This window comes from Mesorhizobium sp. M2E.F.Ca.ET.209.01.1.1 (genome assembly GCF_004010375.2).
Taxonomy (GTDB): Bacteria; Pseudomonadota; Alphaproteobacteria; order Rhizobiales; family Rhizobiaceae; genus Mesorhizobium.
In genome coordinates this window covers 14040-28821 of sequence record NZ_SADP02000014.1, presented here as the reverse complement: position 1 = coordinate 28821, position 14782 = coordinate 14040, and the positions used below count along the sequence as shown (strand labels likewise).

15 protein-coding genes are annotated in these 14782 nt (G+C 61.2%); 3 read left to right on the top strand and 12 right to left on the bottom strand.

All coding sequences use genetic code 11. The features are described from left to right. Window positions 1–46: 46 nt before the first annotated feature. Window positions 47–703: a DNA ligase gene (locus EN852_RS23675; RefSeq protein ID WP_246694363.1), complete on the bottom strand. Its 657-nt coding sequence runs from the start codon at window positions 701–703 to the stop codon at window positions 47–49. A 598-nt stretch (window positions 704–1301) separates the two neighbouring features. Then, entirely contained in the window at window positions 1302–2480 is a 1179-nt protein-coding gene (locus EN852_RS23670; protein ID WP_246694362.1) for an AraC family transcriptional regulator, read from the bottom strand. Between the two features lie 183 nt (window positions 2481–2663). Between EN852_RS23670 and EN852_RS23665 the strand changes: the two genes are divergently transcribed. Both EN852_RS23665 and EN852_RS23660 read left to right on the top strand, forming a co-directional pair. Next, window positions 2664–2966 (top strand): hypothetical protein, encoded by a 303-nt coding sequence (locus EN852_RS23665; RefSeq protein ID WP_127877243.1) that lies wholly within the window; start codon window positions 2664–2666, stop codon window positions 2964–2966. Between the two features lie 94 nt (window positions 2967–3060). Continuing rightward, complete coding sequence (locus EN852_RS23660) at window positions 3061–3291, top strand: hypothetical protein (protein ID WP_127877241.1); 231 nt, start codon at window positions 3061–3063, stop codon at window positions 3289–3291. Window positions 3292–3716: 425 nt separating this feature from the next. Here the strand turns inward: EN852_RS23660 and EN852_RS23650 are convergent, their stop codons facing one another. The 10 genes from EN852_RS23650 to EN852_RS23605 all read right to left on the bottom strand — a co-directional run bounded on the left by EN852_RS23650 (window position 3717) and on the right by EN852_RS23605 (window position 13734). After that, on the bottom strand, window positions 3717–4421 hold the full coding sequence (locus tag EN852_RS23650; RefSeq protein ID WP_210238256.1) for an FCD domain-containing protein: 705 nt from the start codon (window positions 4419–4421) through the stop codon (window positions 3717–3719). A 54-nt stretch (window positions 4422–4475) separates the two neighbouring features. Next, window positions 4476–5255 (bottom strand): SDR family oxidoreductase, encoded by a 780-nt coding sequence (locus tag EN852_RS23645; protein ID WP_127877465.1) that lies wholly within the window; start codon window positions 5253–5255, stop codon window positions 4476–4478. Beyond that, window positions 5252–6559 (bottom strand): histidinol dehydrogenase, encoded by a 1308-nt coding sequence (gene hisD, locus EN852_RS23640; protein ID WP_127877463.1) that lies wholly within the window; start codon window positions 6557–6559, stop codon window positions 5252–5254. The genes EN852_RS23645 and hisD overlap by 4 nt, the downstream gene beginning before the upstream one ends. A gap of 82 nt (window positions 6560–6641) precedes the next feature. Further along, window positions 6642–7598, bottom strand: a complete 957-nt coding sequence (locus EN852_RS23635; RefSeq protein WP_127877461.1) for a VOC family protein — start codon at window positions 7596–7598, stop codon at window positions 6642–6644. Between the two features lie 95 nt (window positions 7599–7693). Continuing rightward, a complete protein-coding gene (locus tag EN852_RS23630; protein WP_127877459.1) occupies window positions 7694–8092 on the bottom strand; it encodes a nuclear transport factor 2 family protein in 399 nt (132 codons plus the stop codon). A 17-nt stretch (window positions 8093–8109) separates the two neighbouring features. Further along, window positions 8110–9003, bottom strand: coding sequence for a VOC family protein (locus tag EN852_RS23625; RefSeq protein WP_348643464.1), 894 nt, complete (start codon window positions 9001–9003; stop codon window positions 8110–8112). A gap of 46 nt (window positions 9004–9049) precedes the next feature. Then, window positions 9050–10024, bottom strand: a complete 975-nt coding sequence (locus tag EN852_RS23620) for an ABC transporter permease (protein ID WP_127877455.1) — start codon at window positions 10022–10024, stop codon at window positions 9050–9052. A gap of 58 nt (window positions 10025–10082) precedes the next feature. Continuing rightward, the gene (locus tag EN852_RS23615) at window positions 10083–11600 is read right to left on the bottom strand and encodes a sugar ABC transporter ATP-binding protein (protein ID WP_127877453.1); all 1518 of its coding nucleotides are present in this window, start codon (window positions 11598–11600) and stop codon (window positions 10083–10085) included. Further along, window positions 11597–12643, bottom strand: a complete 1047-nt coding sequence (locus tag EN852_RS23610) for an ABC transporter permease (protein ID WP_127877451.1) — start codon at window positions 12641–12643, stop codon at window positions 11597–11599. The genes EN852_RS23615 and EN852_RS23610 overlap by 4 nt, the downstream gene beginning before the upstream one ends. A gap of 8 nt (window positions 12644–12651) precedes the next feature. After that, window positions 12652–13734 carry a sugar ABC transporter substrate-binding protein gene (locus EN852_RS23605; RefSeq protein WP_246694361.1) on the bottom strand — a complete coding sequence of 361 codons (1083 nt, stop codon included), beginning with the start codon at window positions 13732–13734 and terminating at the stop codon, window positions 12652–12654. Between the two features lie 172 nt (window positions 13735–13906). Between EN852_RS23605 and EN852_RS23600 the strand changes: the two genes are divergently transcribed. Continuing rightward, on the top strand, window positions 13907–14770 hold the full coding sequence (locus tag EN852_RS23600) for an NmrA family NAD(P)-binding protein (protein ID WP_189546129.1): 864 nt from the start codon (window positions 13907–13909) through the stop codon (window positions 14768–14770). The last annotated feature ends 12 nt before the right edge of the window (window positions 14771–14782 follow it).

Below are 14782 nucleotides of genomic sequence, written 5' to 3'. Positions count from 1 at the left end.
GGCGACGTCGCTGTGCGGGGCTGTCCTAGCAACTCAAAACCGGCTTTCACGGATATTCGGTCTTCAGCCATGTTTTCGATGGTCCGCTCCTGTAGGGGCTGTCGGAACGCTTCGAGATAATGCCACGAGGGCCTATCTTCTCAGTGACGCCAAAGACCGCCAGCGCACTGCGCTCAAAATGCTCGCTATATTGGATCTTGCCGAGGCCAGGTTCAACCAGTTGCCGCAGAGCGCGCTTGCGCAGCAACAAAGGTAGGGGGGTAAGATTGCGACCGTCGAGATGAAGGAGATCGAACGCGACGAACACCAGTCCGCTTGGCTCGTTCCAAATCGCGGCTTCCAGCGCAGCAGAATCGGGCGTGCCCTGCTCGCCTGACACAATGACCTCGCCGTCGAGAATGGCAGCCCGACATGGCAGGTCGACCACCAGTGCGATGGGCCAGTATTTTGTCGTCCAGTCACGGCCATTCTTGCTGTAGAGCCGCACGCCGCCCTTATCGATGATGATCTGCGTCCGGTAGCCGTCGAGCTTGACCTCGTGGACCCACCCGTCATCTTCGGGCGGCTGCTCGACAAGAGTTGGCATCTGCGGCGGAATGAACCCCAGCCGTTCGCCATCCACCTTGTCACGCTTACCCAACAACGCCACCATCTTTGACGGATAGCGGTGGCGCGAGCGGCACAGACGATCCGGTATCCCCAACTTGGACACCTGCCGCCTGTGCCGAGCCCCCACTAAGCCATTCTGCGACGGATTGAACCCCGGCCATTGGCACGCTTACTCAATACGCCACCACGTTTGACGGACAGAGGTGGCGCGAGCGGCACAGGCGATCTGATGTCCCAACTTTGGACACCTGCCGCCTGTGCCGAGCCCCCACTAAGCCGTCGAGCCCCCACGAAGCCATCTTGCGGCGGAATGAACACCAGCCGGCCGTCCCCCGGCCTTGGCACGCTAACTCGATTACGCCACCACCTTTGACGAATAGCGGCGGCGCGGTCGGCACAGGCGGTGCGATATCCCCCCAACTTGGAAACCTGCCGCCTGCGCCGAGCCCCCCGCTAAAGTCATCGCCAACATCTTCGAATAGTGTCGCGCTGTCGTTAGCTGCGCATCCAGATACTTGTCCGGGCGTACATATCTCGATATCGACGCTGCATCTCTCGCCCAGGGCTGTTGCCATTTGGTGCTGAGCCCACGCAGTCTTTTGCCCGGCAGGGGATTGCCGCTCGGCACCCAGCACAACACGCGGGGCATTCTGATGAAAAGTCGCCGATCTCAACCGGCGTCGCGTCTGTGCTCAGCTTCCGAGCGCCTTGAGCCATCCTTCAAAGGAGGAGGCCTTCCCATGCTCGCCAGGCGAAACAGAGTGGGCGGTGCGCGGCAACACTGTGGTCCTGCGCCCTTCGCGTGGGCTGTAACCGAACTCCTTGCTGAATGCTCGGCTGAAATTTGCTGCCGAACTGAAGCCGAAGGCTTCCGCAATTTGAACGATCCGCCGGCTGTCCGCCGGATCGCTGAGCGCAACATGGGCTGCCAAAAGTCGGCGACTTTGAATGTAATGGAGCACTCCACCGCTCGGTTCGAACAACTGATAGAGACGAGATCGCGAAACCCCGAGCGCCCGGCACATTGAATCCGGCGTCAAGCGAGTCGCGTCCAGGTTGTTTTGGACGTATCGACGCGCCCGTTCCATTAGCGCGATACTCGCCAGTTGTTCGGCCGCAGCCGCGTTTTCGGCCGGCGGTGCGAGGCACGCAATGATCATGCTGCGCGTTGCGTGTACGATGCGAGGCAGGTCGTCCGCAGTGAGACTTCGCAATCTTGTCACGATGCTGTCGATGTAGTCGATCAGAAGGTTAGCAAAGTTGCCGGAAAGAACGGTATTGTTGTTCGCGTCGAGGGTTGCCGCCGCGTCGGCGAACAAATCACGCGGCAAATAGAGAATGAGACTTTCCGAATCCGTTGTCCTGCCGCGAAACGGGTAGCCCAGCGATCTGATCTCAAGTTTGCCCGGTTGTCCCTCCGCGACGCGGCGATCGACCTCCGTCCATGACCGACCAGTATGTGGCAAGACGACATACCAGTGATCGATCGAGCTGGAGCGAAGTTTTGCGGCGGAACGGACATAACTGTGTGCCGGCGTCCGCTGTTCAACGATCAGCATGCCACCAAGATTCCAAGCCGTGTGGGCGGCGGGGAAGCCATCGTCCAGCGATTTGTTGTCCGGCAGCCTGAGCTCGACAAGCGTTGCCGCATGCGCTTGCCAAGCGGGAAATTGGTCCTTCGGTGCCAGGTCCAGCGTTGAAAAGGACAGTGGCTCCAGCGCCGGCGCGGTTGGCGGAGCCGCCGTGTTGTCGGGTTGAACGTCGCGGGGCCAACGGCGTCGCTCACGCTCCGGCGCCTGCCTCGTATGCGCCTCGTCCTGCTTGTCGGCGTCCATCGTGCGTGGTGCCATATCCGATTCCGGCATGCCCATGCCCCCGCAATCATGTGGTGTATTCCAGGTGTCTGGCAAGCCTGTTGGCCGGATCATCGATCACGCTGAGTTACAGCAAGAAATGCATCCTGAGATAAGTTTCTGGATGCAAGGCTAACGACACACTTCAGAGTGGTGCCTATAGATTCCGACATCGTGAAAGCGATGTGAGGAGACCACGAAATGAACGAAAAGGTTAAAGGAGAAGCTCGCCGCAAGATAATTCTTGATGGATACGTCAATAACGAACCATTGAAAGACATCGCGGCAAAGCTCGGATGCTCGCTGGCGAGCTTGAAAGTCAGCGCCAGCAAACTTGGCTGCACTCGATCTCCAAAAGAGGCGGCTGAATTTCGGCGCGGCTTTCGTATACCGGAAAATAAACGGCAAGACTATTACCAGCTGATGACGGCCGGGCAATATAGGTCTCGCGAGTGCGCGCAGATTTTGGGATTATTGACAACGCAATCGCCGAGTATGGAGTAACGTTGCTAGAAAGCTGTAGGCAACATCGTTCAAGTCTCGGTGATACAAGCCCGCCGCAAAGCACTGGCGGCGGGCCCTGAAAAGGTTCGCTCACATGCTGCGTCGGCGTTTCAACCGTACCTGTCTTAGCCCTCTCGATCTGGCTGTTTGCGAACGCGTGTTCAATCAGGTCTGCGCGGATGAACGCCTCGATCCCTTGGACCCGAACGCTGAAATTTTGGCGGTATTGGTTGTGGCCATTTTTCGGAATGCTCATACGAACGAGCGCGAACTGCTGGAGGCAGTCAAATCTCGCCGGCAAAAGGTTACGGGAACCGGCCAATAGTGCATGTCGCTCGCATATGCTCAGCGAACCTATTGGCGAATCTCGTGGCGAACCACCCTATAAAGCATTGATAAATAACGATAATGGTAGGCCCGGAGGGTCGTCGTTCTCTACAGGAAATCAATATGTTAGCGGCTGGTTCGCCAACCCGTTTCCTTCGTATTCTCTCGTATGGTCTGGCGAACCCACGGATCAGGAGGACTAGTAGTTTAATGCAATCGCTATCTCTCCCTTAAGCCCACAAGAATGCGGCGATGATTGCTTGTTGACCAAAGGGGATGAGCGCGTCTGGTTTGGGGACGGAAGGGGAACGTCCCCTTTTAGACGGTTAAGCTAGAAACCGACTATGCCGATCACAAGGCCGTCGTTCAAGTTCATTCCTAGACTTGTTTCCACTCTGCGGCTTCGTGAGTAACCTCGCGTACTCAGGTCAGCCCGGTCGTGACGATCTGTGTTGTCGTCCACATATGCGATGCTATCGCAGCACAGGCGCGGGCGACATCGCGGGCAATAACTGCATCCGCGATGTTCCTATGCTCTTGCGCCACATCGCGCTCGGCTCTGGCAAGAGGCACGGAGAGCTGACGGTAGCGTTCGCTCTGATCGTATAGCTGCCCACGAATTCGAAGCAGCCAGCGGTTGCCGCAAGCCGAAACCAAAGCACGGTGAAATTCACGATGGGCCTTGACCCAGCGCTGGTCCAGAACGGCGGGGTCATCGGGCATCGTATAGGGCGTGTGGCTGAGACGGTGGAGGGCGGCCACGATATCCGTCTCCCACTCGAGCCCGCCTTTCTCGATCGCCAGCTTGAGGCACTCCTGTTCGATGCGGACGCGAGCATCGGTCAATTCAGCGAGGTCCTCCGGAGACACGTCGGAAACCGTGTAGCCTCGCTGCGCCCTTGCGTCGACAAGGCCCTCGGCCGAGAGTTTCGACAGCGCTTCGCGGACAGCGCCCAAACTCACCTCATACTTCTGAACGAGGGCCTGGATGTTGATCTTGGATCCCGGTGGCATGCGGCACGAAATGATATCGTGGCGCAGCTGCTCGTAAACGTCATTGGCAATCGTGCGGGCTACCGAGTCCATGTCAATATCGCTTGTCTGGGCGGAGAAGTGATTCAAATGCATCAGTCATCGTGCCGCTTCTTGGCCGACTTGAGTCGAATGTCAAAGCTGCAGAGGTCATTCCGCCGTCCAGCCGCCATCGATCTTGATAGAAGTGCCCGTCATCAACGCAGCGGCGTCCGAACCGAGAAAGACAATCGCCCCCATGAGATCCTCGACCCGACCGAGTCGGCCAAGCTTGATTTTGGACAATACCTCATCTCGAAAAGCCTTGCTTTCAAAGTAAGGAGCCGTCATCGGGGTCTCGATGAAGGTGGGGGCAATGCTGTTGACCCGGATGCCGTGCGGGGCGAGCTCGACAGCCATGGCCTTCACCAGTCCTTCCACCGCGTGCTTGGATGCGCAATAGAGGGTTCGCGTTGCCATTGCGACGTGACCCATCTGGGAAGTCGTGAAAATAATCGAGCCCCGTATCTGCTCCGCCAGCATTTTGCGCACAACCGCCTGAGCCGAGAAATAGGCTGCCTTAACGTTGAGGTCGAGGACGATGTCATAATCCTCCTCAGTAACCTGGGCCATCAGCTTGGGCCTATTTGTGCCGGCATTGATCACCGCTATGTCGAAAACCGGCTGTCGCGCGATCAATTCGCCGGCTCCGGCAATGTCGGTAACGTCCAGAACAAGCGCTTCCGCTTTGCCACCGCGAGCCCTCAGCGCCGTCGCGGCCTCCTCCACCTCGCTCCTGGTCCGCGCGGCCAGCACCGTGTCGGCCCCGGCCTCCGAAAGCGCCGTGGCCAAGGCCAGTCCGATTCCGCGACCGGCACCCGTCACCAACGCGCGGCGCCCGTCCAGCCGGAAGGAGGGCGGCTTCGGCAGCGTAACGGGCGAGGTGTTCATTCAGCAGCCTCGGCATAAGGGATATTGCGCGCGCCGTAGCGCCGCAGCCTCACATTCGCCTGCTCGGCATGGCCCAGGAACCCCTCGAGGATGCAAAGCCGCGAGCAATATTCCCCGATCATCACCGAGGCCTCGTCCGTGAGAACCTTTTGATAGGTGCAGGTCTTCAGGAACTTGCCGACCCAAAGCCCGCCCGTGAAACGCGCCGTTCCCAAGGTCGGAAGGGTGTGGTTCGTGCCGATCACCTTGTCGCCATAGGCGACGTTCGTCCTCGATCCGAGAAAAAGCGCGCCATAGTTGGTCATACGCTGCAGAAAGTAATCGGGATCGCGCGTCATGACCTGCACATGCTCGGAAGCGATGCGGTCCGCCTCGCTCACCATCTCGTCGTCGGTGTCGCAAACGATCACCTGGCCGAAATCGGCCCATGCCTGCTTCGCGATGGATGCGGTCGGCAAGATGCCGAGAAGCCGCTCGACCTCGGCCATCGTCTGCGTCGCGAGTTGCTCCGACGTGGTCAGCAAGATGGCCGGCGAATTCGGGCCGTGCTCTGCCTGCCCGAGCAGATCCGTGGCGCAAAGCTCGGCATCGGCCGTGTCGTCCGCAATCACCAGCGTTTCCGTCGGCCCGGCGAGCAGGTCTATGCCGACGCGGCCGAAGAGCTGCCGCTTGGCTTCAGCGACATAGGCATTTCCCGGGCCGACCAGGAAATCAACCGGCGCTATCGTCTCGGTGCCGATCGCCATCGCGGCCACCGCCTGAATGCCGCCCAGCACATAAATCTCGTCGGCGCCCGCCAGCGCCATGGCTGCGATGACGGCCGGGGCTGGTCGCCCCTGGAACGGCGGCGTCATGGCGATAACGCGCCTCACGCCGGCCACCTTGGCGGTGACGATCCCCATATGAGCGGATGCCACAAGCGGATACTTGCCTCCCGGCACGTAGCAGCCGACCGAGTTCATGGGAATGTTGCGGTGGCCGAGCACCACACCGGGCAGAGTCTCGGCCTCGACATCCTTGAGCGCGGCCTTCTGGACTTCCGCAAAGCGGCGAATCTGCGCCTGCGCGAAGCGGATATCGTCCAGCTGGCGGGAAGATAGCGCCCCAACGCATGCATCGATCTCGTCCTGCGAAAGACGAAAGGACGGCGGCGCCCACCGGTCGAACTTCTGCGACAGTTCCCGCAACGCCGCGTCGCCACGTGCCTCGACGTCGACGAGAACACTCTCGACCGCGCTGCGCACGGCGCTGGCATCGGTTGCCTTGGCTTCCGCGGATCGACCCGACTTCAGTATTCTGATCATGCAATTTCCTTCGCTCTGCTACTGCCGCCGGTGCCTTGTCCATCCCGGCGGACTGCAATGGTGTCGAAAAGCGCGTACACGTTTACTCAGCCTCGTAATTGCGGGCGAAGTCGTCCGGCGGGGTCGGCCCCCAGATGTAAAATGAATCCTCCGGATCGTGATCCTTGGACTCCCAATCCATCTCGGCCGGGATGTAGTCGATGTCGCAAGAGTACTCGGCGTAGCTGCCCCAGGGGTCGCGGATGTAGTGGAAGAAATTCGAACCCAGCACATGCCGCCCCAGTCCCCAGCCTCTCGAAAAACCATTGTCGGCCATCTGCATCGCACCTTGCCCGACATTGTCGATCAGCGGCACATCCCAGCTTGTATGGTGCAGGCCAGGCGCCGACGATTTCACGAAGGCGAGCATGTGGTGGTCGCTGCCGTGGCGGCCATGCAGGAACGCGATGTTGTCGCCCGAGCGGTCGGACAGCCCCATGCCCAGGACGCCGGTGTAAAAGTCGATCGCCTTCTGGACGTCACGGGTGAAGATCAGAATGTGGGCGAGCCGGGTCGGACGAACCTTCGCCGCCTTGCTGCGCAGCGGCGCGGCGACAACGCCCGCTGGCGTTGAGGCATGCCCCGACTGCGCCTTGAAGTCCGGCGACGTCTTGGCGCTGACTACCAACTCGATGAGATTGCCGTCATGGTCGCGGAACCACAATCCGTTGGACTCGAAGCCCTTGGGCGGAGACAGAAGCTCCATCCCTTTGGCCTCCAGATGCAGTTTGAAGCGTTGGAAATCGTCGTCGAAGACGCCGAAGGACAAATGCTGCAGCTGCTTGCGCGAGCCTTGGACAAAGAAGCCCCAGTCGTGATCTATCCCCTCGGTGCGGACCGCATAGCCGGAGCGGTGGTTCACCACGTCGAGACCGAAAGCCTGATGGAAGCGCTCGGCCTCCTTGAGGTCGGGAACGGCCAGCACGAAATGATTGACCGAGTGGATGCCGAGGATGCCCTCGCCGCTTGCTTCGAGCGGCCGCTTGCGAATTGCCGTCATTGTTCATCCTCCTCCCGTCGTTTCCACGTCCTCACCCCGTCGAACACCAGATATCGTTACAAAAAATATATTTTTAAGTCAATGATGCGATCTAACTACTTCCGCATGGGTGTCGGCTGATAGGCAATCAGACGCCACCGGTCCCTGCTTTTTCCCCAGACCGCCATGCAGGAATTGTCGATCTCACGGATGGCGGCTCCAACGGTCGCCTTCGCGCGCATGGTGCCGGCGACGACGGCCAAGCTTTCACGCACGATGATGCGATCGCTACTGTGATGGATTTCATGATAGACGAAGAACCGACTTTCGACCTTTTTCAAGTACCCCGCCTTGTCGTCACGTTCTCCGAAGGAGTGCGTGTAGACCAGTTCGTCATCGAGAATGTCCGCAAGCGTCGCGACATCGGACGCCAGCATTGCCGAATAGCGTCTCTGCTCGAGGTCCTCGATGACGCGGCGAACCTCATCGGCAGGGTCGGGGTTTTGCAAATCCATGGCCTTTCCTCGCGATTTCAGGCAGCGATTGGCGCTGCGAACGGCATGAAATGCTCCGTCCAGAGGCGGGGCGGCAGCGCGCCCCAGCGGTTCACGACCTTGGGATTTGATAGGTTCTCGCCCGGGTCGGCAATCCTTGCCTCATGGTTCTCGTCCTCGATCACCTCCATTTCGGCGATGCATTCCACCATGAACCCGGACCGGTCGATGTAGTAGGCGAACAGATTGTCGCCGGCACCATGGCGGCCAGGTCCCCAGACGAGGAAGCGTCCCTGTGCGTCAAGCATATCCCCCAGCCGCTTGAAATCGTCGAAGCTGGCGAACTCCCAGCTGAAGTGGTGCAATCCGCTCGGTCCTTTGACGGTCGCGACCGTGTGGTGCCGGTTGTCAGCCGCCCGCATCCACACGATTTCATGGCCGGTGGTCCGCTCGGACTGTCGAAGCCCCAGAACGGCCTCGAGCTCCCGGCTGATCGCCTCCGAATTCCTGCTCGACAGGTTCACGTGATCGAGGCAGCGGGGACGGATGCCCGGGCCCGTGTGACGGACCGGCTGCGTCAGCGGCATTGGCGTGTGGACCTCAAAGACATGGCCCTCGCTGGTCGCGAACGTGACGGAGCGCTCGATGCATGCAAGCGACGGACGCTCGGACAGAATTTTGAGGCCTGCCTGTTCGGCGCGCATGCGCACCGCGGCGACCGCCTCGCCATCGTGGGCCTGCAGCCCGATTGATCGAACGCTGTCGCTATCGCCAGCATGCAGGACGAGTTCAGCGTGACGCTGGTTCGAGGTCAGCAAGGCTCGACCGCGCTCCCGTTCGACGACGCGAGCGCCTGCAATCGTGCAAGCGTCGTCTATCGCAGCTTCGATATCCGCCACGTTGAGGGCGACATAGCCCAGCCGCTGAACCATCGGTCTCATCAAATCCTCCCGAGATATGCTTTTGCCGCCGCCCGGATCACTTGACGATGCCGATCTTGGTCCTGTCCGTCGTGACGGCGACCGCGACCAGAATGATGATGCCGAAGGCGACGTCCTGCGCGGCGCCCGGCAGGCCCGCGATCGTGGCGCCGACACGGACCATCACTGCCGTCAGCCCGCCTATCAGGCTTGCCGAAAGGCCGCCTACCCCGCCCGAGATTGCAGTCCCGCCAGCCACCACGCCGACCAGCGCAGGCAAGAGCAGGTTGCTCGCCATCGTCGGCGCACTGTAGAGGGTCTGCGACAGGAGCATCATCCCTCCCAGGGCGGCGCAGACCGATGAGATCGCGAACGCGCAGCTCCGGATCAGGTCGCGCCGGACGCCGGACATATAGGCAGCAAGCTCGCTCGCTCCGAAGGCATAGATATCCCGGCCGACACGCGTGAAACGCAGTAAAAGAGACAGGAATATCCACACCCCCACCACCACAAGGAAGGCGTTGGGCACGCCATGCGTCCTGCCGCCGAGAAAGTCGAGCGGCGCAATTCCAGGACCGAGGGCGACGGTCGAGGCGTTGCTGAGATAAAGGGCAAGGCCGGAAAACAGACCAAGCGTCCCAAGGGTCATCACGAAAGAAGGAATCTGAAGCCGCCCGATCAGCCACCCCTGGGCGCCCCCGATCCCCGCCGCTCCAACAAGCACCATCGGCACGGCGGCCGAGCCTAATTCTGGAACGAGCAGCGCCACGACCACCGCTGAAAACGACGCCATGGCGGCTGCCGACAGATCGATGCAGCCGAGCAGCACCGGAAGCGTGCTGCCGATGACCAGGATCAGCAGCGGCGCCGCATCGAAAAGCAGCGCGTTGATCGCACGCCATTTGAGGATGCCCGGCGCAATCCAGATCACAGCCGCGAACACCAGCATGAGGACAATGGCCGGCCCGCAGGCGCGCAGCAGGTCGCCAGCTGATCGGATGGATGGGAACATTCGGGCGAGTACGGGGGGCATGAACGACTCCGATGGGTCCACTAGGTGCAGTGTCGGTCGAGAGGGTCGCGGTGCCTGCTCATACCATCGCTCTCACGATGTCTTCCTCCGACGGCCGTTTGGCTTGCACGTCGTCGAAACGCTGGCTGAGCCTCCCGTCCCGCAACACCAGGATCGTGTCCGAGAGCGTCACCATCTCATCCAGCGTGTCGCCGACAAAGACGATCGACAGACCTTCTTCGGCCAGCCGACGGATCGCGTTGAAAAGGTCGGCGCGCGCTCCGGGATCGAGACCGCGGGTTGGATGATCGAGCACTAGGAGCCGCAGCGAGCGACCCAGAAGCCATTTGCTGAGCACCGCCTTCTGCTGATTTCCACCCGAAAGCTGGTCGATGCGGTGGTCGAGCGACGGCGTTTTGATCTTGAGCCGCTCAACCCAGTTCGCAGCCTCGCGCCGTTCGCGCCGTTTCGACAGTAAGAGCCCGCCATAGCCATAGTCCGACCCGAAGGTAACGGTCATGTTCTGGCAGACACTCATGCCTTTCATCATCGCTTCGGCCTTACGCTCGGCGGGGACATAGCCTATTCCCAGGCCGACGGCGCCGCTCGGACAGCTGACACGCACCGGCCGGCCCTCATATTCTATGTGGCCGCTGTGGCTGTCCTCGACGCCAAAGATCGCGCGGCAGACCGATTCGGCGCCGGAGCCCTGGACGCCGATCAAGCCGACGATCTCCCCGGACGCGACATCGAAGCTCACATCCTCGACTTTGCCCGGCACCGTCAGGTCGCGCACTGCCAGCCGCTTAGGCGCGTTCTTGTCCGGCGGGTTGCTTCGCGGCAGCACCGAGCCCGCGCGCTGGCGTCCGACCATCAGCTCGTACAACTCGTCAGGGTCGGTCTCGCCTTTCACCCTTTCGGCGACATTGCGTCCGTCGGAAAGCACATAGACCCGGTCGGAGATCGCCAGCACCTCGTCCATGCGATGCGAGATAAAGACGACCGATGAGCGCATCTTCAATCGCCGCACCTGCCGAAAAAGCGCCTGGATCTCGGTTGGCGTCAGGACCGAGGTCGGCTCGTCGAACAGGACGACGAGATGGCCCTCCACCAGTTCCTCGAGCGACAGCACTTTGGCCAGTTCGACCATCTGGCGCTGCGCAAAGGTCAGCTGGTCGACGGGTGTATCCGGCGCGACATCCAGTTCGACCTTGTCCAGCTGGATCCGGGCCGCATCGTTCATCCGGCTGCGCCGATAGAATCCGAAGCGGCTGAAGTCGGTCGGCTTGTCGATGAAAAGGTTCTCGGCGACGGTGAGATTGCCGATGAGCGACTGCTCCTGATGGACAAGCCCAATGCCCGCTCGCGCGGCCTCCAGGGGAGAGCCGAAGCGCACGGGCGAACCGCGCAGACGCATTTCTCCGGCGCTGGGTTGATGGAGGCCGCCGATGATCTTCATCAAAGTCGACTTGCCCGATCCGTTCTGGCCGATCAGGCCGAGAACCTCGTGCTGGCGCAGTTCCATGTCGATGTCATCGAGAGCGAGCACGCCAGGAAAGCGCTTCGAGATGCTTTGCAGTGACAGCAGCGCGCTCATTTTACCACCCGGGTCTTGCGCCGCAGGTGCCAGGTGGACGCGGCAACGGCGACGACGATCACCACCCCTTCGATGGCTTTCTGCAGCAGCGGGTTGGCTCCCGTCTGCACGAGCCCGTTGCGCAGCGTGACGAGAACAAGGACGCCGACCAGCGAATGCAGCACGCCGCCCCGGCCGCCGGACAGCAACGTGCCGCCGATCACGCAAGCGGCAATACCGGGAAAGAGCAGCCCCTCCCCCGCCAGGGGATTGCCGACACCGATCTGCGCTGCGGTCAAGATGCCGGCCAGCCCGGTCAGGCATCCGCAGATGGCAAAGGCGCCGACCTTGTAGGCGTTCACGTTCACGCCGGCCAAACGGACAAGCGCTTCGTCGGCGCCGATGGCAAAGCCGATACGGCCAAGCTTGGCGCGCCGCTCGACGATGAAGGCGACGAAAGCGAGCGCCACGGCAAGGTACACCAGCGCGCTCAGGCCCAGATGTTTGTGCAGGGCCAGCCCGACAAAGCCGCTGTCGAGAATCTGGGGTTGCCTCGAGGGGAAGAGTAAAGCCGCCAGGCCGAGCGTGATCAACCACATCGCAAGCGTGACGATGAGCGACGGCATCCGCAGATAGGCATAGAGTGTCCCGTTGAGGGCGCCGATGGTCAGACCCGCGGCCAGCGCCACCACGATAGCGCCCGCGCCAAGATCATGCGCGGTGACGCTATTGGCGATCAGGATTGAAAGCAGGATGTTGGCGAGCGAAGCCACTCCCTCGGCCGACAGGTCGATCGAGCCTTGCACCAACACGAAAGTCATCCCGATCGCGACTACGGCGGGAACCGCCGCCGACTCCAAGATCGCCTGCAAATTGGCCATCGAAACGAAATTCGGGGTCAGGCCGGCGAACACCAGAACCATCAAAAGCAGCGACACTATGGGGCCGGCCGACTTCAAGACACCGAGCCCGATGTGCCAGTATCGTCGCTGCGTTCCGGCTTCCCCGCGACGCGGGGAAGCCATTGCGCTGGGGTCGTGGGCGTGCAATTGCGCCTGGGTCATGATGCGGCTCAGTTCACGCCGACTGGAATCTGGCCCTTTGACCGGGCCCAGAAATTCTTCTTCAACGCGTCGTAGGAGAAGTCGGCCGGATTCGGCTGGGCCGAGAGCATCGCATCGACATTGTCCTTGGTCGCAAGCGTTTGCACCAGGTAGAAGTCGCGCTGCGCTTGCGCCAGGTCGCCGATCTTGAGGTCTCCCGAGGCCACCGCGTAGGCAAGAGCTGCCGCCACGGCTCCGTGCAATTGCGAGCTGATGCGCATGCTGGACAGCATCTCGCCGGACTTGATCAGCTTCAGCACGTCGCTCGATCCGTCGGAGCCGGTGACCGGAACCTTGCCCGCCAAGCCCTTCTCGCGCAACGCCGCGACCGCGCCGAGCGCCATGCCGTCATTTTGCGCGAAGACGCCCTTCAACTGGTCCCCGTAGCGCGCAATCCACGTACGGGTGATGTTCTGGCCTTCCGTCTGCCCCCAATTGCCGATCTGGGTGTCGAGGATCGTCATCCCCGGACATTCCGATACCGCCTTCAGGAGGCCGATCTCGCGCTGCTTCGACGGCGGATTGTCCGGTGTCCCCTTGAGGACCGCGATGCCGCCCTTGCCGCCGATCGCCTTGCACAGGGCCATGCCGTTCTGATAGCCGGAATCGACACCGTCGAAGGAGATGTTGGCGATCCAAGCATCGGAAGCCGTATCCCATGGATGGATCTCCTCGGGACGATTCCACATCGTCGTCATGAAGGCGCCACCAGCTTCCGCCCGCTCGACGAATGCCTTGGTGAAAGCGGTTGAGTCCGGAAACCAGGCGAACGCGCAGCCTTCGCAGCCGGCTGCGAGTATCGCCCCCAGTTGCTGCATGTGCTTCTGGCCGTCGAACCCGCTCTCGTAGACCTCGAGCTTGGCGCCGACGGAGCTCGCCACCTGCTGCGCTCCCCAGATGACTTCCTGCCAATACTCGCTGCTGGTCGTTCCGACCGCCAGATAGATGGTTTTGGGTTTCTCTTGAGCCATTGCGTCGTGGCCGGCCAAGGGTCCAACGACGATCGCCACAGCCGCCACTACCGCGGCTGAAATCCTTTTCAGCAGTTTCACTTCATCCTCCCGATGATCGTGTTCACGCGACGGGCCGTCCTCTACGGCCGCACAACATACATTTTCTTAAAAAATCTATTTTGTAAAGCTGAATAAATTATCTAAGAGGAAAAGTGATAGTCGATGGTCACGCATCCAATGGGAGGATTCCGTCATGGGAACAGGAGAAACCGTGCTTGTCACAGGCGCCACGGGACGGACAGGCAAAGCGGTAGTCGCCGCGCTTGCCGCGCGCGGAGCGCGCGTTCGTGCCATGACCCGCTCGCTGGCAGGAGAAGACAGCCTTCGCGCTGCGGGCGCGCATGAGATCGCGCTCGCCGATCTCGGGGATCGCTCGTCGCTCGATGGAGCGGTCTCGGGAGTTGCGCGGCTCTACCATATCGGACCGCGTTTTAATGACCGCGAAATAGCGTTGGGAGCCAATATCATCGCGGCCGCTCGCGCCGCCGGTCTAAGCCATTTCGTCCTTCACTCGGTCTTCCATTCGCAATGCCGAACCATGATCCACCACCGGCAGAAACTTAAGCTGGAGGAGATGCTGATCGAGTCGGGCCTGCCCTACACCATTCTCCAGCCCGCCATGTATATGCAGAACATCGCGCTCGAATGGTCGAAGATCGAAACCGACGGCGTCTATGAACGCCCCTACCGGACAGACCTTGCCATGGCGATGGTGGATCTCGCCGATCTGGCCGAGGCGGCTGCGATCGTGCTCACGACCGAGCGTTACATCGGGGGCTCCTACGAGCTGGTTGGGCGAGAGCAGCTCTCCCACGACAACATGGCAAGGGTGCTGACCGGACTTTTGGGCAAGCCGGTTAGGGCGTCGCGCTATGCGCCGGCGGAATGGCGACGCCGCAACCGCGACCGGTTTCCGCAGGACTATCTTCGGATCTATGCGGCGATGTGCCGGCACTATGACCGCTTCGGTCTGCCGGGCGGCAATCCGGCGGTGGCGTCGATGATCCTCGGTCGCGCGCCCGCGGGCTTCGAGGATTTCGCCCGCCGCTTCGCAGCGGAACGAAAGACGACATAGCAATATGAGCGC

Excerpts from the sequence above, each read along its gene's own strand:
- EN852_RS23630 (WP_127877459.1), bottom strand. The coding sequence starts at position 8,092 with ATGGATTTGCAAAACCCCGACCCTGCCGATGAGGTTCGCCGCGTCATC.
- EN852_RS23665 (WP_127877243.1), top strand. The coding sequence starts at position 2,664 with ATGAACGAAAAGGTTAAAGGAGAAGCTCGCCGCAAGATAATTCTTGAT.
- hisD (WP_127877463.1), bottom strand. The coding sequence starts at position 6,559 with ATGATCAGAATACTGAAGTCGGGTCGATCCGCGGAAGCCAAGGCAACC.
- EN852_RS23635 (WP_127877461.1), bottom strand. The coding sequence starts at position 7,598 with ATGACGGCAATTCGCAAGCGGCCGCTCGAAGCAAGCGGCGAGGGCATC.
- EN852_RS23645 (WP_127877465.1), bottom strand. The coding sequence starts at position 5,255 with ATGAACACCTCGCCCGTTACGCTGCCGAAGCCGCCCTCCTTCCGGCTG.
- EN852_RS23620 (WP_127877455.1), bottom strand. The coding sequence starts at position 10,024 with ATGCCCCCCGTACTCGCCCGAATGTTCCCATCCATCCGATCAGCTGGC.
- EN852_RS23625 (WP_348643464.1), bottom strand. The coding sequence starts at position 9,003 with ATGGTTCAGCGGCTGGGCTATGTCGCCCTCAACGTGGCGGATATCGAA.
- EN852_RS23615 (WP_127877453.1), bottom strand. The coding sequence starts at position 11,600 with ATGAGCGCGCTGCTGTCACTGCAAAGCATCTCGAAGCGCTTTCCTGGC.
- EN852_RS23610 (WP_127877451.1), bottom strand. The coding sequence starts at position 12,643 with ATGACCCAGGCGCAATTGCACGCCCACGACCCCAGCGCAATGGCTTCC.
- EN852_RS23660 (WP_127877241.1), top strand. The coding sequence starts at position 3,061 with ATGCTGCGTCGGCGTTTCAACCGTACCTGTCTTAGCCCTCTCGATCTG.
- EN852_RS23650 (WP_210238256.1), bottom strand. The coding sequence starts at position 4,421 with ATGCATTTGAATCACTTCTCCGCCCAGACAAGCGATATTGACATGGAC.
- EN852_RS23670 (WP_246694362.1), bottom strand. The coding sequence starts at position 2,480 with ATGGGCATGCCGGAATCGGATATGGCACCACGCACGATGGACGCCGAC.